The sequence below is a fragment of the Prochlorococcus marinus str. MIT 9313 genome (assembly GCF_000011485.1).
GTDB classification, from domain to species: Bacteria; Cyanobacteriota; Cyanobacteriia; order PCC-6307; family Cyanobiaceae; genus Prochlorococcus; species Prochlorococcus marinus_D.
Genome location: NC_005071.1, coordinates 1,810,635 through 1,831,979, shown reverse-complemented (window position 1 = coordinate 1,831,979; position 21,345 = coordinate 1,810,635). Strand labels below are relative to the sequence as shown.

Here is a 21,345-nt window from a genome sequence, read left to right as displayed (position 1 = left end):
TGGATTCCAGTGAAGTCTCCTCTGCGCGGCTAATGATCTGGATCATTGGGCCGTCGCCAAGTGGTAAGGCAGCGGGTTTTGGTCTCGCCATTCCTAGGTTCGAATCCTAGCGGCCCAGTTTCTCAATCCTCAGTTGACGTCTCGCTCCCTGTTGGTTTTCGACTTTGACGGTGTCATTGTTGATGGGATGGGCGAGTACTGGTGGAGTGCCCGGCACGCTTGTCTGCAGTTAGTGGGTCTTGACTTTGGTCCAGACCCTTTGCCCGATGCTGCTCCTGAAGCTTTTCGTTTGCTCCGGCCCTGGATCCATCAGGGTTGGGAGATGGTGCTTTTGGCGGCAGAGCTGCTGCGCTCTGATGGACCCTTGCTGAGGCATGGAGCTAAGGCCTTTTCGGTCGATTATCACTTGCGATGTCAGCAGGCTTTAGATGCTTGGGGATGGCAGCCAGGTCAGTTGCAGGAGGCCTTGGAGCAGGTGCGGCGGAGTGCGCTGGAGGCCGATCGGTTGAATTGGCTGGCCCGCCACCGCCCTTTTCCTGGTGTGATTGAGCGTCTTCGTGGCCTCCACGATGAAGGCTTCGACTTGGTGGTGCTCACCACCAAGGGGGCCGAGTTCACCGCTGAACTGTTGAAGTGCTTTCAACTTGCTCCTCATGGGTTGTACGGCCATGAGTCGGGCAGTAAGACTGAGGTGCTGCTGCGGTTGGCGGCGGAGCGACCACTGCGGGGCTTCGTTGAGGATCGTCGTGTCACCCTCGAGACGGTGCTCGCGACGCCCGGACTCTCTTCTCTGCCTTGCTATCTGGCGAGTTGGGGCTACCTCAAGCCGGAAGACTCTCGGGCCTTGCCCATGGGTATTCGCCTGTTGGAGCCAGAAGCTTTGGCGGCACCCTTGGCGAGCTGGCCCTGATCCGTTAGGGTACGTCTGTACTATCTGGGACGGTTCGCGGTTGTGGTGGTATTGGACTCTTTGATCGGTGTCCGTCAGCTTTGCCGCAGTGTTTTTTGCTTCGCCTAGGTCAGCAGTCGACGGTACTCGTTTGATCCTTTATTTACCATTGCTATGTCAGTTGACGTGAAATCAGCCCAATCCTCTAAGTCTGATTCCCTCCAGGTTGAACCCCGTCCAGGTGAGCGGGACAAAGCTCTCAATTTGGTGCTTGGTCAGATTGAACGCAATTTTGGCAAGGGTTCGATCATGCGCTTGGGGGATGCCTCTCGGATGCGGGTGGAGACCTTCCCTACAGGGGCGCTGACCCTTGATCTTGCCCTTGGCGGTGGGTACCCGAAAGGACGAGTCGTGGAGGTGTACGGCCCGGAGAGTTCCGGTAAAACCACCCTTACCCTGCATGCCATCGCCGAGGTACAGCGTCGTGGTGGCGTCGCAGCTTTTGTGGATGCCGAGCATGCGCTCGATCCGGTCTACGCAGCCTCTTTAGGAGTGGATATTGAGAACCTGCTGGTCTCGCAGCCGGACACGGGGGAGATGGCTCTGGAGATAGTCGACCAGCTTGTGCGCTCTGCCGCCGTTGATATCGTTGTTGTGGATTCCGTTGCTGCGCTCACTCCTCGGTCTGAGATCGAAGGTGAAATGGGCGATTTAGCTGTGGGTAGCCAGGCCCGTCTGATGAGTCAGGCGATGCGCAAGATCACTGGCAACATCGGCAAATCTGGCTGCACGGTCATTTTTCTCAACCAGTTGCGTCTCAAGATAGGCGTCACTTACGGCAACCCGGAGACGACGACTGGTGGCAATGCTCTCAAGTTTTACGCCTCCGTACGTCTCGATATCCGTCGTATTCAAACGCTCAAACGCGGCACGGAGGAGTATGGAATTCGTGCCAAGGTGAAGGTGGCTAAAAATAAGGTAGCCCCTCCGTTTCGTATTGCTGAGTTCGATATTCTTTTTGGTCGTGGCATCAGTACCTTGGGTTGCTTGCTTGACCTAGCTGAAGAAACCGGTGTTGTTATCCGTAAGGGTGCCTGGTACAGCTATGAGGGCGACAATATCGGTCAGGGACGTGACAACACGATTACTTGGCTTGAGCAGAATTCTGAAGCCCAGGAGCAGATTGAAGTTCTTGTGCGTCAGAAACTCACTGAAGGGTCTGAGGTGACCGCTAATTCCATGCGTCCGTTGGCGGCTGCGGCGCGCACTGCGGCTAAAAAACCTGCCGTCAGCTTGGCATCTGAAGCTGCTTAAGACTGGCTAAAAGAACGGAACGAGACAACCCAAGAGCTCTTTGAGGGTCTTGGGTTTGTTCCTGAAGAGAGAGATTTGGGATGATTGATGTTTTCTTTCCTCAGTAGTTTCTTTTACCTGGCATCGGCGGGGGTCCACCACCCAGCGGCTGGGCCTATGAAGCGCGCTACGACCCACAAAGCCACCATGAAGCCGATGCCAATCCAGGCGCCACGGGTTGTGATGGCGTAAAAACGCTCTTTATCACGTTGGGTAATGGGCAGCCAGGAGACGATTCTGGGGGAGTCATCTTTTTTGGATTGTTTCTGGCGTGGTGCTAGGCCCTGTTCGGATCGTCGTCTGGCTTCTCCCATGGCCTTCCTCGTTGCTGTTTGGTTGTTAAAGAGTAGTTGGCTTAATCCGGTAATAGGCGTTGCAGGGGTGTCCAGGGCTCGAGTGTGCTCAGCACTTGCTTCCCCCAGCTCCGTCCTCGTAGACGTCCGTCCAGGATTGCTAGTCGTCCGTGATTTTTTCGGAGCGGAGCTATGGCTGGTGTAAGCAGGCTGAGAGCTTCAGGCAAGAGAAGGTCTCGGAACCAGTCAAGACCTTGATTCTTGAGGGATTCTACTCTTGCTGCTGTGAGTGGTGACTCTACGCTCGCCAGGGGAAGCAAGGCCACGATTAGTTGTTCTGGGAGAGGGAGTTGATCCTGGTGATGAAGCCACCAAGCCCAGCGGCAACAGACAACACCGTTGGATTCGGGAGCGGTGGTTTCATGAACGACTCTGCGTCCAAATTCCGCCGCCAACTCACTTGTGAGTTGGCGGCGCAGTTGCTGATCGTCAAGTAACACCACAGTGATGCCCGGACGCCCCAGGATCAGACGGCGGCATTGATCGAGCAGATGCTCTGCATAGATTTCGGTATTCGGTAGTGGTTGGCGGCGCGGTGCAAAAAGAGGTATTGGTTCCTGCAGGTTGGGTTCATTCAATCTGGCTATGACGGTGGCAGGAAATGCTGCAGCGTCCAACTCAGTGCGGACCAGTTCGTGCTCCCGTGATCCGCTCAGCAGGACAGACGGTTGGTCTCGTAACAGACCTGGAAGATTTTGAAGGGGTTCGAGCGGTTGTAGATGCCATTGCCATTGCAGTAGTCGGTGATCGAGTTCGGCCCAGCTTGCCCAAAAACGGCTATCGGCCTTCAGCACTGCAGGCCAAGGGGAAGGTGAGGGGCCTAGAAGTCGCATGAGATCTTTGAGAGCCTGAATTTCGCTGCCATCAAGGCGAACCTGGGCATTGGCTCGGGTGGCGTGAGTAAACAGGCTGCGGCTTAATCGTTCGTGCAGTTGCATGAGGGAAGCCTCCGCAGAAGGATGTGCCCGCCGCAAACGCTCCCAGTCTTGAGGTGTGATCGACAAAGCCATGCTGTCCCTTAGTCGCTGGCTTAGTTGGTCTGCTTCTGGAATGATCAACTGCCTTGATTTGAGATGCCCCTGGTGGTGTGCCTCAATCAACTCACTGTGGTTCATCAACCACAGTTGATTCCCTGAGGGCGGAAGGTGCCCTTCCCAGCAGGGGAGTTTGATGCCTTTCGTCAGCAGTTGTGGCAGTTCTACCTTGAGGAGTCGCCGTCGCTGCTGATCGGAAAGGATCATCACAGCATCCTTGGCCTCCAGGCAGAGAGGAACCAGCAGACCAAGCCACCAGAGGTCTTTGCTACGAGGGTCGAGCTGGATCAGGGTGTGATCTTTGCGCCTGAGACTGCGGGCAACAAGACGGCTCAAAGTGAGGTGATGAGGCCAGGGCGAGGAGTTCTGCAGGAGCAGGTGCTTGAGTTGCTGATGGCTGCGGGCTTCGAGCATTGCCAGAGCCTAGGAAGCTGTAAACCCGAGAAAGCTCCATGTTGATTGGTCGATCAACATGGACTGCAGTGCGAGAACCGTAGGGATGGAGCAGAACAAAAACACATCACTTTGCGCTGGAGTCGTAGGGCTTGGGCTGATTGGTGGCTCCTTGGGATTGGATCTGCAGGCGCTTGGTTGGAAGGTCAATGGTCTGGTGCATCGTTCCACTACTGCTGATAGGGCTCGCGCTAGGGGTTTGGCTCACTTGGTGAGTACCGATCCGGGCATTCTCGCGGATTGTGATTTGGTGATCCTGGCGCTGCCTTTGGCTCAGCTGCTCAATCCAGATCCGAATCTTCTAAAGGCTTTGCCTGCAGCTGCTGTGGTAACTGATGTGGGTTCAGTGAAGATGCCTGTTTTAGAGCTCTGGCGCGACCTACACCCCCGCTTTGTGGCTAGCCATCCCATGGCAGGCACCGCTGAAGCAGGAGTGGACGCAGGGCTGCGGGGCTTATTTCAGCAACGTCCTTGGGTAGCGACACCTGACAATCAAACAGACCTTGAGGCGCTCGAGTTGGTGCGTCGATTTGCGGTGTCTTTGGGCAGTCAATGGTTTACGGCGGATGCAGCTAACCATGATCAAGCGGTGGCGCTGATTTCCCACCTGCCTGTGCTGGTGAGTGCTGCGTTGCTACGAACAGTGGGTGAGGAGCGTGATCCTGCTGTTCGCGAACTCGCCAGAGTGCTGTCTTCTAGTGGTTTTGCTGATACCACCAGGGTGGGTGGTGGCAATCCCCAGTTGGGGACATCTATGGCTGAGAGCAACACCGCAGCGATCTTGCGTGGTTTGGCTGCTTATCGCTGGAGCTTGGAGCAGCTTGAGGAGGCCGTTTTGAATGGGCACTGGTCGCAGTTAAAGGCTGAATTGGAACGTTCCCAGGCATTGCGACCCAGCTTTCTTGTTGCTGCTAACAACGACCTCAATTCGCCACCCGCAACTGATGACCTCGCTGAGCCATGAGCTGGCGACAGGTCATGAGTGCCGAGATGCTCACCCCTGCAGTACCTTCACCAGGGTGAATTGAGTCGCCACAGAGCCAGAGCCCTCGCATGGGAGTGCGGCTTGCTAGTCCGAAGGGCCCAAATTGTGAAGGGTGCTGCCCAAGGCCACCCACAATTCCATTGGGCCGACCAGTCCAATGTGCAAAGCTCCTGGGTGTGGCTAGTTCTTGATGCTGCCAAGCTTCAGGTGCGAGATCTAACCAACTTTCAAGTGTTTGGCGGATGGCTAACAGGGCTGTTTGCTTGCGTTCTTGATAGGTGGATTCAGTTAGGCCCCACCACTCCGCTGTGGCGGTGAACACACTTGCAATCACTGTGGCTTGACCAGCGGGAGCACGGCCATCTCCCTCACGGCTGATTGATACGAACAGGGAGCCGGGTGTCTTGGAGGCTCTTTGCAGATGGACAGGACAGTTCTTAGGCAGGGCGCTGCGATCGATGGCTCCGTAGAACACCAAAGCTCCACTGGGTTGAGGTAATTTCATTAGCCTTTGGCGATAGGCCTTGGGCATGCCTGTTCCTTGTGGCATCAGCGATCTCAGGCATTGAGGAGGCAGACTGCATACCACATCTGGTGTGGTCAGTTCTAAAGCCTTGCCATTGGGGGTTTTGATGCTGACTGTCCAAGCCATGCCCCGCGTAGCTAGTTCTAGGCCCACCACACGATGGCGCAGCAATACCTGGCCGCCATCCCGCTGCAGGGCATGCATTAGGTCATCGCTGAGTTTTTGCATCGATCCCTGCAGATGCCAGAGCCCAAGAGGTGCTTGAGCCATTTGCAACACGGTGGCTCCATAGAGGGCGGCTGTGCGATCGAGCGGTTCTTGCGAATAGAGCTTGATCTGGAGGTCTAAGAATTTGCGAAGGCGCTGATCCTGCTCACAGCCGCATAGCTTTAAGAGATCTGCCACTGTCAGGCTGCTCAATAGCCCTGAGGTGATTGTTGCTGGACGCAGAGCTTGAAGCAGTTGGCCTAAGTCCCAAGCGTTGCGGGGTGTGACGACCGGATCATGGCTGGCAAAGCCCCAGTTGCTTTGGTGGAGCTTGGCAGTCAGAGCCCAGAAGGAGTCACTGCCAGGGAAGTGATATCGCCATTCTTGTTCCCAGCGCTTTGGATCATGCCAGAGCTGAATGGGTTGGGATCCGTCGGCGAGATCCACTGCACAAGCGGGGTTGAGTAGCTCCGCTTGTGGCATGGGCAGGTTCAGATGCCTATAGATGCGTTCATGGCTGCCACTGGGTTCTAGGCCAGCAACCTGGGTGGCACCCACATCGAAGATATAGGGACCTCGTCTGAAGGTGCCGGCACACCCTCCAGGTTGATGGTGCGCTTCCACCAAGGTGACGGGTAATCCTTGCTTGGCTAAGAGGGCTGTTGCCGTTAGGCCGGCAATGCCGCCCCCGATCACGATGATTGAGTCCTCAGCCATCCGGTCATGCTGGCAAGGTTTAGAGAGGTGTGGGTATGAACGAGCGTCTGAGACAGGGCTTGGTAGCAGCCGAGGGACCTTTGAGTGGTGAAGTGATTAAGGATGTTGAGTGCGTCGCAGGCGGATGCATTCATCAGGCCTGGTGTTTGCAGTTGAAGGGTGGTCGGCAACTGTTTGCCAAAACAGGTGGGGCAGATGCTTTGCCAATGCTCAAGGTCGAAGTTGAGGGGCTAAAGGCTCTTAAGGCATGGGTTGATCCGGGAGTGTTGGAGGTGCCGGAGCCTTTGGCGTTTGATCAGGTCTGTGGTGAAGCCGTGTTGTTGCTGCCTTGGTTGGATTTTCGGGCGGGTAATCAGGCATCCCTGGGCCGTGGATTGGCTCTTTTGCATCGGGCGTCTGCCGCCGAAAACCCCGGACGCTTTGGTTGGCCCGTGGATGGTTTTATCGGTGCGGGCTCTCAGCCAGGGGGGTGGAGGGAGCAGTGGGGCGACGCATTCGTGACGCTGCGCTTGCGTCCTCAGCTCAGAGAGGCGGCTCGATGGGGCTTGGATCTGGTTGATGTTGAGCCAATCCTCGCGGCGTTAATCCCTTGGTTGGATCGCCATCAACCAAGTCCAAGTCTCGTGCATGGGGACCTTTGGAGTGGCAATGCCAATGTTCTCTCAGATGGGCGGGGAGTCTTGCTAGATCCTGCTACCTGGTGGGCCGATAGAGAAGTTGATTTGGCGATGACTCAATTATTCGGTGGTTTTTCGCAGGATTTTTATATCGGATATGAGAACGTATGGCCACTACCAGCTGATGCAAGCCAAAGGGTGGAGGTTTATAACCTTTATCACCTCATCAATCACGCCAATCTGTTTGGAGGCTCATATCGAAATCAGAGCCAAGCCATTCTGAATCGTTTGGCAAGTTGGTTGCTGACTTGAATTGCATTTGGATTTGCAATGTTCAGCCTAAATATTCCTTGCGGAGGTTCTGAACCCTTTCAGACAGTGCAGAGCGCTTCTCACTGGTGGTGAGGTTTTGCCAGCTCCATTGGCCCACCATCACCACACCAAGCAGTTCGAGCAGTCCAGGCACGATTGGTAGCAAATTGATTGTGTCCATCACTCCCTTGATCAGGATCTGGGCAACAATCACAGCTGCAAAGATGCCTAAAACCTTGCCGATGCGCCCCATCTGGCTCCAATCGAGCTTGTTTAGGGTTTCGTTGACCTTGCCAACGGCTTCGCTGTAACGCTCTGAGAATTTAATCTCCTGATCTGCGTTATCAACGCTGTTTGTGGTGGTCTTTTCTGTGGTGGATTGTTCGTTTGTCACGGTGTTGATGTCGCTCATGAACACGAAACCGATGGCAAATCTTTGCCGAGCGTATCGAAAGGATCTTTGTTATGCCAGGGCTGCTGGAGTTTGATCGTAATTGCCTGATGGTTCTTCGTCGCAGCTTATTGGCTGTGGCGCCATTTGAGGGATGTGCTCTTTTATTGGGTGATCAAGATGATTCTAATAGTGATAAAGGCTGCAGTATCTGGAATGTTCGGCTGATTTGGCCCTGCTGCAATGTATGGGAGCCGGGAATGTCAAGCCTCCCTGAAGGCTCGCTTGATCCGAATCTTGGGGCTGAGTTGCTGCCATCACGCAAGTGTCGCTTTGCTTTGGATCCTCGTGAACAGTTGCAGGCTCAACGCTTTGCCAGAGAGCACAATTGGCAGGTGTTGGGCAGTGCCCATTCGCATCCTGGCGGTGAGGCTGTGCCGTCCGTTATGGATCATCGCTGGGCCATTTTGCCGTCGTTACTGGTGATCGTGGCTGGTTCAGGCAATGTGCGCGCTTGGTGGATGACAGGAGTGCAACCTGGCCAGCAGCATGAGGTTGCGCATTTGGGACAGTGGTAAGGGCATAGCTAGCGGCACTCTTTCCCCTATGGGTCTTCACGAAACCGTTGATGTTGACCTGAGCCCCGATGAGTTAGAGCGTTTTTCTCGTCATCTCACCCTGCCAGAGGTTGGGATGAATGGTCAGAAACGACTCAAGGCGGCTTCTGTGTTGTGTGTGGGTAGTGGCGGGCTCGGTTCGCCGTTGCTGCTTTATTTGGCTGCTGCTGGTGTAGGCCATATTGGGATTGTCGATTTCGATGTTGTTGAGCTCTCTAATTTGCAGCGCCAGGTGATCCATGGCACGAGTTGGGTAGGTCAAGCAAAAACGCATTCTGCTCGGGCTCGCATCCTTGAAATCAATCCCCATTGTCAAGTGGATGTCTACGAGAAAGCGCTGAGGCGAGATAACGCTTTTGAGATCATTCAGCCGTACGACATTGTTTGTGACTGCACTGATAATTTCCCTAGCCGTTACCTGGTGAATGACGCTTGTGTGCTTTTAGGTAAGCCCAGTATTTATGGATCGATTCATCGCTTTGAAGGTCAGGCCACGGTGTTTAACCTTGATGCTGAGAGTCCTAACTATCGTGATCTGGTGCCCGAACCGCCACCCGCTGGCTTGGTGCCTTCTTGCATTGAAGGCGGTGTGATGGGGATCCTTCCGGGATTGATTGGTTTAATTCAGTCCGCGGAGGTCATTAAAATCATTACTGGTATCGGCACGACGTTGAGTGGTCGGCTGCTGGTTGTTGATGCCTTGGCGATGACGTTTCGGGAGATGGCTTTACGCCCGAGTCAACCGCGAGTTGTGATTGACCAGCTCATTGATTATCAAGACTTTTGTGGTTCTGGGGCTGATAAACCAGCTCACGAGAAGGTTGCTGGGTTGGAGAGTATTTCAGTTAAGGATCTCAAGTCTTTACTCGATCTTGGCGCTGAGGATTTTGCCCTGGTGGATGTGCGTAATCCCAATGAGGCTGAGATTGCTTGCATTGCTGGTTCAGAATTGATCCCGTTGAACAAGATTGAGAGTGGTGAGGCGATTGAGAAGGTCCGGCAGTTGGCCTCTGGCCGGCGATTGTATGTCTATTGTAAGCTGGGTGGTCGCTCGGCAAAGGCTTTGACCACTCTCAAACGTCATGGCATTGAAGGTGTCAATGTGACTGGTGGCATTGATGCTTGGGCCAAGGAAGTTGATCGCTCATTGCCTCGCTACTGAGTGGATCGTGATTTATATAGGCACTCATTGTTGAAGGGATTTCAATCAGCCCGCTTCAATTATTACCAGCTGAGGCAGGTGTTTAGGACAGTCAATTAAAAAGCTTCTTTGTTGAGGATTGCCTTAGTAATCCACGCCTCGCTTGAGGTCTACGCCCTGTTCGGCGTAGTGCTTGTGGCACACCATTTCTGAGTGGACGCCGGCCAGATCGAAGTAGGCAGGTTGGTTTTTGCAGCGGCCGGTGATGATGACTTCGGTTTCGGCCGGCTTGCGCAGCAGGGTCTGAACAATCGGCTCCACAGGAATCAGTTCAAGATCCACGCTGGGATTTAGTTCATCGAGGATGACAGTTTTATAGAGCCCACTGGCGATGGCGGCTCTGGCAATTTCCCATGCGCGCTCTGCTTCGACGTAATCGATCGGTTGTTGTTGACCTCGCCAGACGATGGCATCCCGGCCGGAGCGAAGATGATCAACAAGGTGGGGATAGCTTTCTCTTAAGGCTGCAATGGCAGCGTCTTCGGTGTAGCCATTGCCACCTTTAAGCCACTGCAAGATCAACACGCGATGGCTTTTGTCTTGGCTGATGCCACGGCCAATGGCCTGTAGAGCCTTGCCTAGGGCACTGGTGGATTTGCCTTTGCCCTCACCGGTGTAGATCTCAATTCCACCGGTGGGAAGGAAGGGAATGACGCTGTCATCCTGAGGCTCCGGACGACGATGGGCGCGCATTTCGGAATGCAGATCGGCTACTTGAACCAGGGCTCGTGGCGCGGCCCGTCCGGTGACGATGATCTCCATGCCGTCAGGTCGGTCGGTGAGTGTTTTGACCACATCGTCAACAGCCAGCAGGCCTAGATCCAGCACGGGATTGAGTTCATCAAGCACAACGACTGAATAGAGGGCGCTGGCGATGGCTCCCTTGGCGATATCCCAGCCGCGTTGGGCTTCTTGGCGATCAAAATGGGTAGCGTCCTCGGCGATGAAAAATTCACCCCGACCTGTGCGCACTTGGTCGATTAGGTGAGGGAAGCCCTGTTGCAGTGCCTCAATAGCAGCATCTTCGTCGTAGGCGCGGCCTGGGCCTTTGAGGAATCGAAGCAACAGCACCCTGGTTCGTCGTTGCTCGCAGATCCCGAGCCCGATGGTGCGAAGGACAACACCAAGAGCGGCTTGACTTTTACCTTTTCCCTCGCCGTCATAGATGTGCAGTTGGCCATGACTGCGTTCATTGCTTTCGGCTGCGGTCGCGATGCCAATCCCACGTCCTCTTCTGCCGCTTGATGTTTGGCGATTTCTGGGTGTCTTGGATGCTGCCGTCTGCGAAGCCATTGACGGGTCCTCTACGGTTGGAGCTTAACGAGATCGATGGGCTGAGAAGGTGGTTGCTGGGACGGCTGGTGCAGCGGTGTTTCGGCAGTTGGAACCTCTGCCGGAGCGGGAGTATGCCCAGTTGCAGATGTTGCGCAAGCGTCTTGTCAGTTTTGGACGTGTTTGTGTGGCCTATTCCGGTGGAGTTGATAGTGCACTAGTGGCAGCGATTGCGCGGGAACAACTTGGACCTCAAGCCTTTGCTGTGACAGGGGTTTCTCCTGCACTTGCCCCTGAGCTTCTCGATGAGGCCCGTCAGCAGGCTGCCTGGCTTGAGATTCGTCACCAGGAATGCATGACTCAGGAATTGGATGATCCGGCCTATAGCAGCAATCCCACAGACCGTTGTTTTGCTTGTAAGCGTGAGTTACATCGGCATCTGGGCTCGATTGCGCAATCAGCCGGTGGAGCTCAGGTGGTGGATGGCGTGAATCACGACGACTTGGGAGAGCATCGGCCTGGCATTGAGGCGGGCCGTCAGGCGGGTGTGCGTTCTCCGCTGGCTGAATTAGAGATCGGCAAGGCAGGTGTACGTCAGATGTCACGAGCTCTTGGATTCCCTTGGTGGGATAAGCCTGCGCAGCCCTGCCTGGCATCACGTTTTCCCTATGGCAATAGCATCAACGCTCAACGATTGCGTCAGGTTGGTCTGGCTGAAGCCTGGTTAAGAACGCTTGGTTTTGCTGAGGTGCGAGTGCGCAGCCAGGGCTTGGCTGCACGCATTGAAGTTCCCGCTGATCGGATTGAGGATGTGCTGCTTGAGTTGGATCGTGAGCAGGTCGTCGCGCATTTCCTTGCGCTGGGTTTCACCTCCATCAGCCTTGATCTGGAAGGTTTGGTCAGTGGCAAGCTCAATCGCACTGGCCAAGTGAATTGAAGGCTTGCAATGGCTTGCGGCTGTATCCCTTTCGCGACTCCTCTTGACTGAGTTGCTATCTGTGGATGATTGAACTTGCTGCTGTGGCTGATGTGCCATAGACCACAATCCTGAAAGGTCGTTCTCGCTGCTTAATCAGCTGGGCGAGTAGCAACAACAGCTTGATTTGAAGATTGAGAGGGAATCAGCTAGCTAGAGCTAGCTTTGCCGGCTCTTAGGCCGCGATGGCTAACAAGGGTGGCTGTTGAGATGCCCTATTCCTTGTAGGCCTGCATCTTGATAAGGCAGGAAAAACGGAGGACTTTTAGTTTTGCTTTGAGCTTGATTCAGGGCGAGCAGAGCGACTACTAGTCGTTTTCTTGGTGGCTGGGAGGTTGGCCAAGGTTGGTTGGCTATGGGGCTTTGCGGCAAGGGATGCCTCAATCCGAAGCACCTCTGCCTCACGAATGGCTGTGTTCTTATCCAAGTACTCAATGCTGTTTGGGTGTGCTGGTGGCAAACCTTCGGCTGCCCTTCCAGCTCGCAAACAATACAGACTTTTGCAGAATCAACCATGAGCATTTCTGCACATCAAATGCCAGCAGCTAGTGAGGCTGCTTGGGAGCCACATGGGAGGGAGAATTAGCAGTTTTTTCCTGCTGAACGCCCTTTCCCTCTCGGTGAAAAACGGAACTTGAAGACCTAGCTCTTAGATGCCCTGGCAACTACCCCTTGACTTATAAGGGCCTTTAAGCAGATGGTATTTATAACATTGCTAATGGCTAAGAAATGGAGAGTAAACCGAACCTGTGTTCATGTTGAATCATTCTCTCGCTCCGGGATTTGTATTGACTAGGCTCTTATCTTCCTTCTCTAAATATCCAGTGTTTGTTGTGGTTGTAGATAAGTGGTTGGAACGACTTGGTCAAATGGTTAGAACGTTGTGGTCACTATTTAGCTAGGAAATTTCTTTGTATTCAAATACTTTTCAAGATTTGCGATGAAGCCTACGTCGGAACTGCTGAAGGAGTCTCAAGAACAGCTCAGTCAAACAGAATTAGCCATCAAAGACTTAGAAAAAATGCTAGGGCTAATGAACAAAAGATTTGATGAGCTGAATGGAATGATGATTGGGTTGGGGCAAGCTCTTAATTCAGAAGAGAGAAAGAGAGACGATTATCCCAAAAGGGAATAGCAAAGTTTGAGGTTAGAAGAAGAGTATTTGGATAAGTTTGAGCATGACAGGAGGCTTGACTAGTCACCAGCCTCTGAAGCTCAAGCCACTACGAACCGGAAGGTGGATGAATGGGGCAATGTGAGTAGGTGTTGAGATACACCTTGCCTTTTAGAAGTGCCTGTAACGATCACTCAAATGCTTCAGTATTGGTTTAAGCAGGTCGCTGTAGCTAGCTGATTAAGCCTTTGGATGGCGTACTGCGGTCGCTAGAGCTGCTGGTGTTTCCCGTTGGAAGCTCTTTAATGCATGGTTTTTGGCGCCAAGTTCCTGGCGTAAGAGCTCACAAGCTTGTTCCGGCATCGTTTGATCGCCGCAAGTGAAGACATCCACCGCGGCATAACCATTCTCAGGCCATGTGTGGATGGAGAGATGCGATTCAGCTAGAAGGGCAAGCCCTGTGACCCCCTGAGGTTCAAATCGGTGGGTGATCAGATTGAGAAGAGTGGCACCAGCACGCTTGGCTGCTGTTGTGATCGTGGTTCTCAGAAAGGCTTCGTCATTGAGCTTGGCGTGATCGCAGTCATAAAGCTCGAGGATGCAGTGCTTGCCCACCATGTCGGTGGCGCTGTGATTGATGGAGCTTGTGTTGTCTTGGCAATTGGTGTCTTCCCATCCTGGATTGGGATGCAAGCAAGACAGGGTTCTCTCCATCAAGGCAATAAAAATCAGCTCGCCACCTTAGCGGACCTCTTCCGATCGATTTAAAGATCCTGCTTCGATGATCTGTGATTGTTGTTGCCATTCATCCTGGAAGCCTTCCAAATGGGTCGCGCTAACGAGGCACTGATGTTTCTCTCCTACAGCCTCGAGCAGCAGCAACTGTCTGCCGGGATCCAGTTCCGCAAGCACGTCATCCAATAACAGCAGAGGGGGTTCACCGCAGAGTTCGCCTACGAGTTCTAGTTCGGCAAGCTTGAGCGCCAGCACCACGGTTCGTTGTTGTCCTGCTGAGCCAAAGCGGCGCGCTTCTGAATCGTTGAGTAGCAATCTCACCTCGTCGCGGTGAGGACCGATCCGGCAACTTCCTAACCGTTCCTCCTCACTGCGCTGGCCGAGGAGTTGCGTTTCGATCGCCAACCTCCAAGGTTCTTCCGCTTCCTCACCTTCGAGTTGGCTGCCTGGCTGATAGTCGAGTCGCAACCGTTCCTTGTGTTTGCTTAGGGTTTCCTGCCATCGGGCTGCAAGTGGTTCAAGGCGGGCGAGAGCTCGACTGCGACGTCGATGAATGCGTGTGCTGACTAAAGCCATCTGTACATCGAAGGCATCCAAGAGGGAATCACGCTCCTGAATCGGGATGTGGCGCCACTGACGCCACAGCTGGCTTCGCTGACGCAGCAGCTTGTTGAAGCGACTGATCAGATCTGAATAGATCGGTTCAAGTTGTTGTACGACGCGATCAAGCCATTGGCGCCGCAGGGCAGGCTCGCCTCGAACGAGATTGAGATCGAGAGCGCTAAACCCCACGCAACGCAGTGGACCTATTAGATCCAATTGGCGGGTGAGCGTTTTGCCGTTGCGGCGGGCTTGTCGACCTCCTTGCCGCCGCAATTCCAGTTCGAGCTTCTCAGTGTCATCAGCGATGGCGCGAAGTAGGGCCCGCTGTTCTTCCCAGTGGATCAAGTCTTGATCGCTGCTGGCGCGATGCGAGCGCAGGCTGCCGAGTAGCTCTATGGCTTCGAGAAGGTTGGATTTGCCGATGCCGTTGGGGCCAATGACCAGCAGCCGATTTTCCGTCAACTCCAGCTGAAGCCTGCTGTAATTGCGATACCCCTGCAGTTCGAGCTGTTGAAGCCGAATCGGTCTTGGAGCGGCATGAGGTTAAGGTACCTTGATTGAGGGGGCTTGAGAGTTGCTCTCATATAGCGGCATCCAGCCGATATTTGTGGGCATGTAGCTCAGTTGGATAGAGCATCAGATTCCGGTTCTGAGGGTCGGGGGTTCGAGTCCCTCCATGCTCGTATTTGCTTTAGCTCCCATACTCTTCTAGAGCTTTCAGTGGTATCGTTCAGTTGAGGAGCTGATTTCAATTCAGGCTGTAGTCGGTCAAGCAAAGATGGGCAGAGAACTGCAGGAAGGATCCAATAACGATGTTGACTCGACGACTTAGCGGAGTCGATAACTCATCGCTCTTATTCCATCTGGATCAATAATGAAGCCTTGAGCCTGCAATGCTTTGAGGGAGATGGAAGGTGCTAATATTGAGATGCTGCAACCAGGCAGAATTCGGCGCAAATTGTCAAGCGCTTGATGTACGAGAACTGCAAGCAATTGTGCTTGTAATGAGCCGGGTTGGGCGACGAGATTCCAGAGGTTGACATTGAGGCCATGGTCGCTTGTGGCGCGCACAAAACCAACCAGGGTTCCTTTTTCTTGTTCAATAATGCTTAGATGCCAAACGCTTCGCTCAAAGGCCAGGGCCCATTGCTCTGAAGTGTGAGTGGCTTCTCTGCAACGAGCGAGAAGTTTGTTGAGTGCTTGAGGATTGGGTGGCTGTTCAAGGTCTAGCCGGAAGCCGGGGGGGAGTTCGGGCTGTTGAAGAAAGGCAAGCAAGGTGGTTTCAACCGGTGTTGCGCATGCCTGCAGCAATGCCGTTAATGGTGAGCAGTGCGCCTCTTAGCAGTTCGCTGCGGCTGTAAGTGCGACCATCGCCAGCATCGTTCATGGGTGGCTGCCGGTTCTGATCACGCAGCTTGCGAAGCAGGGCCACTTGCAGAAACCCAAGGGGCACGATCGTGCGATTGCGAAGATCTACTGATAGCTGTAGGGCGGGATCGGCCGCGAGCAACCTGGGTTGTCCTGTGATGTTTAAGACCAACCGGCGGGTGAGGCTGTACTCCGTTTCGATGATCTCGAAGATACGGTTAAAGGCTTCACGGTAATCTTCGCGGCCAAGGCTAGTCATGTAGTGATGGGCCAGGTCTAGGTCTACTTTTGAAAGGGTCATCTCCACCTTGGAGATCAGCATTCGGAAGAATGGCCAGCGTTGGTGCAGTCTGCGTAGAAGGTCAAGCTGGTCAGCGTCTGATTCGACTTCAGCGGCTAAGGCTGTTCCAACGCCAAACCAGCTCGGTAGCAGGAATCGACTTTGCGTCCAGCCAAATACCCAGGGGATCGCTCTCAGGCTAGAGAGGTCCTTGGCGCCGCTTTTGCGTCGAGCAGGACGGCTGGAGATTTGCAATTTGCTGATTTCTTCGATCGGCGTGACCTGTTGGAAGAAGGCCACCAGATCAGGGTTGTTGTGGACGAGGGCCCGATAGTGCTCACGTGAACGGCCAGCCAGTCTGGTCATCAGTTGATTCCAACTTGGGGTGGCATCTAGCTGGTTGGTTACCAGACTGTTTTGCAGGACAGCCGTTGTGAATGTTTCTAGGTTGTAAAGGGCTAGCTCGGGCAGGCTGTATTTCGATGCCAGTACTTCTCCCTGCTCAGTGATCTTGATTCGGCCGCGCACGGTTCCGCTTGGTTGGGCAAGGATTGCTTGGTAGGCAGGGCCACCTCCTCTGCCAACAGATCCACCGCGTCCATGGAAAAGGCGCAGAGCCACACCCTGGCGGTTAGCTAGATCTTGCAGGGCAATTTGGGCTTGATGGATCTCCCAATTGCTGGATAGAAATCCGGAGTCTTTGTTGCTGTCCGAATAGCCAAGCATCAGCTCCTGCAGAGGTTGGACCTGTTCGCTGACACGAGGGAGCAAATTGCGGTAGACAGGTGAACTCAAAAGTGCCTCCATTACTGCTGGAGCCCGCTGGAGATCCTCTACGGTTTCGAAGAGGGGCACCACAAGCAGTTCGGCATGGCCAGCAGCCGGATCCACGAGGCCGGCTTCTTTGGCTAGCAGCAGCACCTCGAGTAGATCGGAAACTGTGTGACTCATTGAGATCACATATGTGCGGCAGATTCGGCTGCCGAATTCCTCCTGCAGTCGGTGCAGCATGCGAAACACGGCCACCGTTTCGGCTGTACTGGGCGACCAGATAACGGCAGAGGGGATCAGGGGGCGGCGAGTCTGTAGTTCCTCCATTAACCATTGCACTCGCTCATTTTCGGCCATGTCGCCATAGGCCTTAGGGAGGTTTAGGTAGCGGGTTAATTCGTCGAGAGCATCGCTATGGCGATTGCTCTCCTGGCGGATGTCAAGGCTGGCTAGTGAGAAAGCGAAGATGTGGACCTGATTTAAGAGGGTATCCAGAGGCTCACAGCTCAGATCTGTGCTGACCAGGCTGTTGCGGATCAGTTCTAGGTCGCTGCGGAATTCTGCTACTGATTTGTAGTGAAGGGCTTCTCCCGCATTAATTAGATTGGGGCTGGGGTTTAGGCCTTCTGGTGGGGTTTGCCAGCCTGCTTCGGCCAATTGCTGGTTGCGATGTTGAGTGAGTTTCAACCTCTCCAGGGTGTAGCTGAGTTTGAGGCGATAAGGCTCGAGTCGATAGCGGGCTGCGCGTTCCTCGTAAACCTCGGGGAATCGAAGCCGGTCCATTTCCAGTGACTCCAACAGTGGAGTACTTACCTGGCTCCATTGCATGGAGATGCTGAGTTGATCACGGAGTTTTTGAACGGCATTGACATAGCGCTCCAGCATCAGCTGACGTTGATAACAGGCGGTGCGCCAGGTGATTTCTGGCGTAACGGAAGGATTGCCGTCTCGGTCTGATCCAACCCAAGATCCAAACGTGCAGAAGGCAGCTTGTGGAATGTGTACGTCCGGATAGCTCTCGGCCATTGCAGTGATCAGGCGACGCCGTAGCTGGGGCATGGCATCAAAAAGCACCTGTTGGAAATAGTGGAGGGCGTAATCCACCTCATCCAGAACGGAGGGCTTGAACTGATGAAGCTCATCGGTCCGCCACCAGAGCCTGATCTCCTCCTCAAGCTGCAGTCTCAGGCTTTCTTTCTCAGATGTCGATTTTGTTGGATCTGATTGAAACTGCTGCAACAGGCTTGCAACCTTGCGTTGCTTATGGCGAACGGTATGACGGACGATTTCAGTGGGATGAGCAGTGAAAACTAGGCGGATATCCATCTCCTGTAGAAGGGTCTCCAGCTGAGCTGGTGGCACGTTGAGACGGCGAAGTCGTTCGAACAGCTCCCTGAATGTGGCTGGGTCTGTCTGCGTGGCGAGCGGTGGAGCAAAGGGGTCATAGGGTTTGTCTTGGCGGTTGTTTTCTTTGCCAGAGGACATACTTGCGAGGTAGCTGTCTTCCTCGATCCGTTGTTCGAGGATATTCACCAGTTGGAAATAGAGGGAGAAGGCGCGTGCTGCGGTGATCGCTTCTGCCAGGTCCATCTCTTGGATCAACAGCACGATTGCTCTGCTGGCACTGTTCTCATCTGCACCTTCAAGGGCCAAAGGTTCACTGAGTTGCTTCAGTCGAAGTAGTCGTTCTGCCTGATCCGGTGGACATTCGCTGCGTAGTACCGTTTGCCAAAGGTCTTCCACCAGTTCAAGGCGGTTCTGCAGTAAGCGTCCTGCCTGCTGCCCTTCTCCGATTGCTCTGGGTTGTTCGCAATCAGTTTTTTGGGCGGAAGACTGCTGCATCGATGCGCTAGTGGACTCAGGTTTGGCCATGATCATCCCAAAATGGCCTCGGCTTTGCTTGCGTTGAGCTCTTCGGCGTTCATTTCGGCAATGCTGTCTTGAATGACAGCCTCCACAGACTTGCCATCGGCATAGCTCTGTAGCCATTGCATGGCTTGATTGCCCTTATTTAGGACTGTATGCAGCGGTGCAAGTTGTTTCTCCAGACCTAGATCTTTACTGATCGGAATGATTCCCTCGAGCATTGTCTCGATCCAGGAGCGGCACAGGATGGGGCTCCCATCTCGCCAGTGGTGCAGGGTTGCGTCCAGGCTCATTTGAGCGACAGCAGAATCATTTGCATCACAAAGATCAGCAAGTTCATCGGTGGTTAGTCGACTCACTTTGAGTGGATCCAGTTGGCTTGGGTTCTGAAGAAGGCTGAGCACGCGCAGTTCGATTAGGGCAGTCACTGCAAGCAGAACATCGGGATCGGTGATTAAGTCGCAGATGCGCAGCTCTAGACGGTTGAGTTGATATGGGCGGCGAGGTCCGTTTGGCCGTACTGAGGTCCATAGATGACGCTCATTTTGCATCGTGCCAGTGGCTAGTTGTGCTTCAACCCAAGCGACATAGTCAGGATGGTTTTGGAAGAGTGGTACCCGCTCTGGAGTGAGTGGAAATTGCAGCCATCGCTGAGAGTGGCTTCCCGTGGGCTGGCCATCTAGGAAGGGGGAGCTTGCACTCAGGGCAAGAAAGAGGGCTGCTTCACAACGCACCAAGCGCAGCGCAGCAAACAGCAGCGGTAGATCTTCAAGCCCTAGGTTGATGTGAACACTGGTGGTGACCACCCTGGTGCCGTAGTTGGCCTCAATCAAATCGTGATAGGGGTTGAGCGGATCAGATCGTTCAAAGTGATGACTGTCGCCCAGGCTGAGGGTGCTACCAGGAATCAATGTGAGCTGCCGTGGAACCAACCATTGGCGTAGTCTTCGCCTAGGAGCCAGCAGGGCTTCCCTCAATGGGCCGTAGTGTTGATTTGGCTCAGTGATGTATTCCAGATTTCGGTGGTCTGGTTCTGTGACGAAATCAGCAAGATCGCTTGCTACGGCAGTAGCTACGCCGACGTGCTCACCGCTGAAGCGTCCTGTGAACAGCTCCACTTCGAACCCCTTAAGTAGCAGCCGGGTACTCATGACTTGTGGGACTCGAGGCAGGCCAGGGCTGTGAGCATTCCCCTTGCCTTGTTGAGGGTCTCTTCGTATTCCTTGGTGGGGATGGAATCGGCCACCACACCAGCGCCTGCTTGAACCTTGACTTGCCAGCCGCCTTCAGGATGGGGCCGCACAATCATTGTGCGAATGGTTATAGCTGTATTCAGAGCACCGTTGAGATCGATGGACCCATACACACCTGAATAAGGTCCTCTTGAGTCGGGTTCGAGCTCATGAATGAGCTGCATGGCTCTGATTTTTGGGGCGCCACTGACCGTGCCTGCTGGGAATGAGGCCATGAGTAGATCCCAAACATCCTTGCCTTTGGCAAGCACACCTTCCACTGCACTGACGATGTGCATGACGTGGGAATATTTCTCGATCACCATCAGCTCTTTCACCATCACACTGCCCGGCCTGCAAACGCGTCCAAGGTCATTGCGGCCAAGATCAACCAACATCACATGCTCGGCACGTTCCTTGGGATCTGCCATCAACTCTGCTTCAAGATTGTGGTCCTCAAGTTCGTTGCCGCCACGCTGACGCGTGCCGGCAATAGGCCGAAGGCTGGCCTTAATGCCATCGGCGACAGGCTCCGCCTTGACCATGACCTCCGGGCTTGAGCCAATCAGCTGCCAGTCGCCGAAGTCAAAGAAAGCCATATATGGAGAAGGATTCACCATCCGCAGACTTCTGTAGAGCTCAAGTGGCTGTTGAGGAACTCTGGTCTCCAGCCGTTGACTGATTACAAGCTGGAACACATCACCTGCGGCGATGTGTTGCTTGGCGGTTTGAACTGCCTCCTCAAAGCCTTGTTGGCTGTAGTTACTGATGGTGGAAGGTGGAGATTGACTTTTTGGTTGCCATTGCAGTGGCTGAATCGGCGCAAGTGGTTCCGCCATGCACTTTTCTAGGTCTTGAATGCGTGCTTGTGCCTTGTCCCAAGCTTCGTTAGCCGTTTGCTCGACACTCAGGTCTGCGTATGCCACGGCAGTGATGAGGCGTTTAACTTGATCAATGATCAAGATGCTGTCCATCAGCATCCAGATGCCATCAGGCGGATCGTTGTTGTCCCTTAAGTGAACGGGCACTGTGGGTTCAACCCACTTGATCAGTTCAAAACCCCACATTCCATAGAGCTGGCCAAGGGGGGGTAGGCCTGGCAGGGTTGCGGTGCGATAAGGAGCAAGCCATTGCCTGAGGCCTTCAAAAGGGTTGCCGATGGCTTCATCGGTTCGTCCTTCTCGCCAACGACGTGTGAGGTGTTTCCCTCGGCAGGTGGCTGTCCAAAGTGGATTGCAGGCCACCACACTCCAGCGCCCAAGAGTTTCACCCCCTTCGACCGATTCGAGTAAGACCCCAGGGGGATGATCTGCCCCAACTTTTAACCAAGTTGTTAGAGGAGTCTCCAGATCCGCTGGCCAACTGCGGGCCAAAGGAATGAAATTGGCACCACTAGCAGCCATCTCAAAGAAATGGTCACGATCAGAGCTGAGCATGAGGGAATCTTCGCAGCTGGTGCCGAGTGGTTGAAGA

The 21,345-nt window shown here is 54.1% G+C and carries 20 protein-coding genes and 2 tRNA genes; 10 read left to right on the top strand and 12 right to left on the bottom strand.

The features are described 5' to 3' along the window. Nucleotides 1-46 precede the first annotated feature (46 nt). The 3 genes from AKG35_RS09260 (at nt 47) to recA (ending at nt 2,203) form a co-directional block, all read left to right on the top strand. A tRNA-Gln gene (locus AKG35_RS09260) sits at nt 47-118 on the top strand. 15 nt (nt 119-133) lie between these two features. After that, complete coding sequence (locus AKG35_RS09255) at nt 134-910, top strand: HAD family hydrolase (protein WP_041385202.1); 777 nt, start codon at nt 134-136, stop codon at nt 908-910. 153 nt (nt 911-1,063) lie between these two features. Further along, nucleotides 1,064-2,203, top strand: coding sequence for a recombinase RecA (gene recA, locus AKG35_RS09250; protein WP_011131094.1), 1,140 nt, complete (start codon nt 1,064-1,066; stop codon nt 2,201-2,203). 113 nt (nt 2,204-2,316) lie between these two features. On the opposite strand, the gene AKG35_RS09245 is transcribed toward recA, so the two are convergent. Both AKG35_RS09245 and AKG35_RS09240 read right to left on the bottom strand, forming a co-directional pair. Then, nucleotides 2,317-2,556, bottom strand: a complete 240-nt coding sequence (locus AKG35_RS09245; protein ID WP_011131093.1) for a DUF2839 domain-containing protein — start codon at nt 2,554-2,556, stop codon at nt 2,317-2,319. A 41-nt stretch (nt 2,557-2,597) separates the two neighbouring features. After that, the gene (locus AKG35_RS09240) at nt 2,598-4,043 is read right to left on the bottom strand and encodes a helicase (RefSeq protein WP_011131092.1); all 1,446 of its coding nucleotides are present in this window, start codon (nt 4,041-4,043) and stop codon (nt 2,598-2,600) included. 58 nt (nt 4,044-4,101) lie between these two features. On the opposite strand from AKG35_RS09240, the gene AKG35_RS09235 reads away from it, so the two are divergent. Further along, complete coding sequence (locus AKG35_RS09235; RefSeq protein ID WP_011131091.1) at nt 4,102-5,046, top strand: prephenate/arogenate dehydrogenase; 945 nt, start codon at nt 4,102-4,104, stop codon at nt 5,044-5,046. Here AKG35_RS09235 and crtD read toward each other — a convergent pair. Next, a complete protein-coding gene (crtD, locus tag AKG35_RS09230) occupies nt 5,006-6,517 on the bottom strand; it encodes a C-3',4' desaturase CrtD (protein WP_011131090.1) in 1,512 nt (503 codons plus the stop codon). The two genes, AKG35_RS09235 and crtD, sit on opposite strands and share 41 nt — an antisense overlap. Before the next feature lie 35 nt (nt 6,518-6,552). Here crtD and AKG35_RS09225 point away from each other — a divergent pair, with 35 nt between their 5' ends. Beyond that, entirely contained in the window at nt 6,553-7,446 is an 894-nt protein-coding gene (locus tag AKG35_RS09225; protein WP_011131089.1) for a fructosamine kinase family protein, read from the top strand. A gap of 22 nt (nt 7,447-7,468) precedes the next feature. Here the strand turns inward: AKG35_RS09225 and AKG35_RS09220 are convergent, their stop codons facing one another. Next, nucleotides 7,469-7,858 carry a CAAD domain-containing protein gene (locus AKG35_RS09220; protein WP_011131088.1) on the bottom strand — a complete coding sequence of 130 codons (390 nt, stop codon included), beginning with the start codon at nt 7,856-7,858 and terminating at the stop codon, nt 7,469-7,471. 89 nt (nt 7,859-7,947) lie between these two features. Here AKG35_RS09220 and AKG35_RS09215 point away from each other — a divergent pair, with 89 nt between their 5' ends. Beyond that, nucleotides 7,948-8,415, top strand: a complete 468-nt coding sequence (locus AKG35_RS09215; protein WP_236069586.1) for a M67 family metallopeptidase — start codon at nt 7,948-7,950, stop codon at nt 8,413-8,415. A gap of 28 nt (nt 8,416-8,443) precedes the next feature. After that, nucleotides 8,444-9,616, top strand: a complete 1,173-nt coding sequence (gene moeB, locus AKG35_RS09210) for a molybdopterin-synthase adenylyltransferase MoeB (RefSeq protein ID WP_041384658.1) — start codon at nt 8,444-8,446, stop codon at nt 9,614-9,616. A gap of 123 nt (nt 9,617-9,739) precedes the next feature. On the opposite strand, the gene AKG35_RS09205 is transcribed toward moeB, so the two are convergent. After that, the gene (locus AKG35_RS09205) at nt 9,740-10,948 is read right to left on the bottom strand and encodes a cob(I)yrinic acid a,c-diamide adenosyltransferase (protein WP_011131085.1); all 1,209 of its coding nucleotides are present in this window, start codon (nt 10,946-10,948) and stop codon (nt 9,740-9,742) included. 76 nt (nt 10,949-11,024) lie between these two features. Here AKG35_RS09205 and larE point away from each other — a divergent pair, with 76 nt between their 5' ends. Beyond that, complete coding sequence (gene larE, locus AKG35_RS09200; RefSeq protein WP_041385199.1) at nt 11,025-11,864, top strand: ATP-dependent sacrificial sulfur transferase LarE; 840 nt, start codon at nt 11,025-11,027, stop codon at nt 11,862-11,864. A gap of 304 nt (nt 11,865-12,168) precedes the next feature. On the opposite strand, the gene AKG35_RS09195 is transcribed toward larE, so the two are convergent. Continuing rightward, on the bottom strand, nt 12,169-12,330 hold the full coding sequence (locus AKG35_RS09195) for a hypothetical protein (RefSeq protein ID WP_157859871.1): 162 nt from the start codon (nt 12,328-12,330) through the stop codon (nt 12,169-12,171). Between the two features lie 513 nt (nt 12,331-12,843). On the opposite strand from AKG35_RS09195, the gene AKG35_RS09190 reads away from it, so the two are divergent. Further along, nucleotides 12,844-13,038: a hypothetical protein gene (locus AKG35_RS09190; RefSeq protein ID WP_041384654.1), complete on the top strand. Its 195-nt coding sequence runs from the start codon at nt 12,844-12,846 to the stop codon at nt 13,036-13,038. Between the two features lie 219 nt (nt 13,039-13,257). Here the strand turns inward: AKG35_RS09190 and speD are convergent, their stop codons facing one another. Both speD and recF read right to left on the bottom strand, forming a co-directional pair. Continuing rightward, nucleotides 13,258-13,731 (bottom strand): adenosylmethionine decarboxylase, encoded by a 474-nt coding sequence (speD, locus tag AKG35_RS09185; protein ID WP_011131083.1) that lies wholly within the window; start codon nt 13,729-13,731, stop codon nt 13,258-13,260. 27 nt (nt 13,732-13,758) lie between these two features. Further along, on the bottom strand, nt 13,759-14,856 hold the full coding sequence (gene recF / locus AKG35_RS09180; protein ID WP_011131082.1) for a DNA replication/repair protein RecF: 1,098 nt from the start codon (nt 14,854-14,856) through the stop codon (nt 13,759-13,761). Between the two features lie 108 nt (nt 14,857-14,964). On the opposite strand from recF, the gene AKG35_RS09175 reads away from it, so the two are divergent. Further along, nucleotides 14,965-15,038, top strand: a tRNA-Arg gene (locus tag AKG35_RS09175). A 145-nt stretch (nt 15,039-15,183) separates the two neighbouring features. On the opposite strand, the gene AKG35_RS09170 is transcribed toward AKG35_RS09175, so the two are convergent. Genes AKG35_RS09170 through AKG35_RS09155 form a run of 4 tightly spaced genes read right to left on the bottom strand, consistent with a single transcriptional unit; the run spans nt 15,184 to nt 21,308 of the window. After that, complete coding sequence (locus AKG35_RS09170) at nt 15,184-15,666, bottom strand: hypothetical protein (protein WP_011131081.1); 483 nt, start codon at nt 15,664-15,666, stop codon at nt 15,184-15,186. Continuing rightward, complete coding sequence (gene ppc / locus AKG35_RS09165) at nt 15,638-18,652, bottom strand: phosphoenolpyruvate carboxylase (RefSeq protein WP_011131080.1); 3,015 nt, start codon at nt 18,650-18,652, stop codon at nt 15,638-15,640. The genes AKG35_RS09170 and ppc overlap by 29 nt, the downstream gene beginning before the upstream one ends. Then, nucleotides 18,649-19,791, bottom strand: coding sequence for a glutamate--cysteine ligase (gene gshA / locus AKG35_RS09160; protein ID WP_011131079.1), 1,143 nt, complete (start codon nt 19,789-19,791; stop codon nt 18,649-18,651). The genes ppc and gshA overlap by 4 nt, the downstream gene beginning before the upstream one ends. Further along, the gene (locus tag AKG35_RS09155) at nt 19,788-21,308 is read right to left on the bottom strand and encodes an anthranilate synthase component I (RefSeq protein WP_011131078.1); all 1,521 of its coding nucleotides are present in this window, start codon (nt 21,306-21,308) and stop codon (nt 19,788-19,790) included. Before AKG35_RS09155 ends, gshA begins: the two co-directional genes overlap by 4 nt. Between the last annotated feature and the right edge of the window lie 37 nt (nt 21,309-21,345).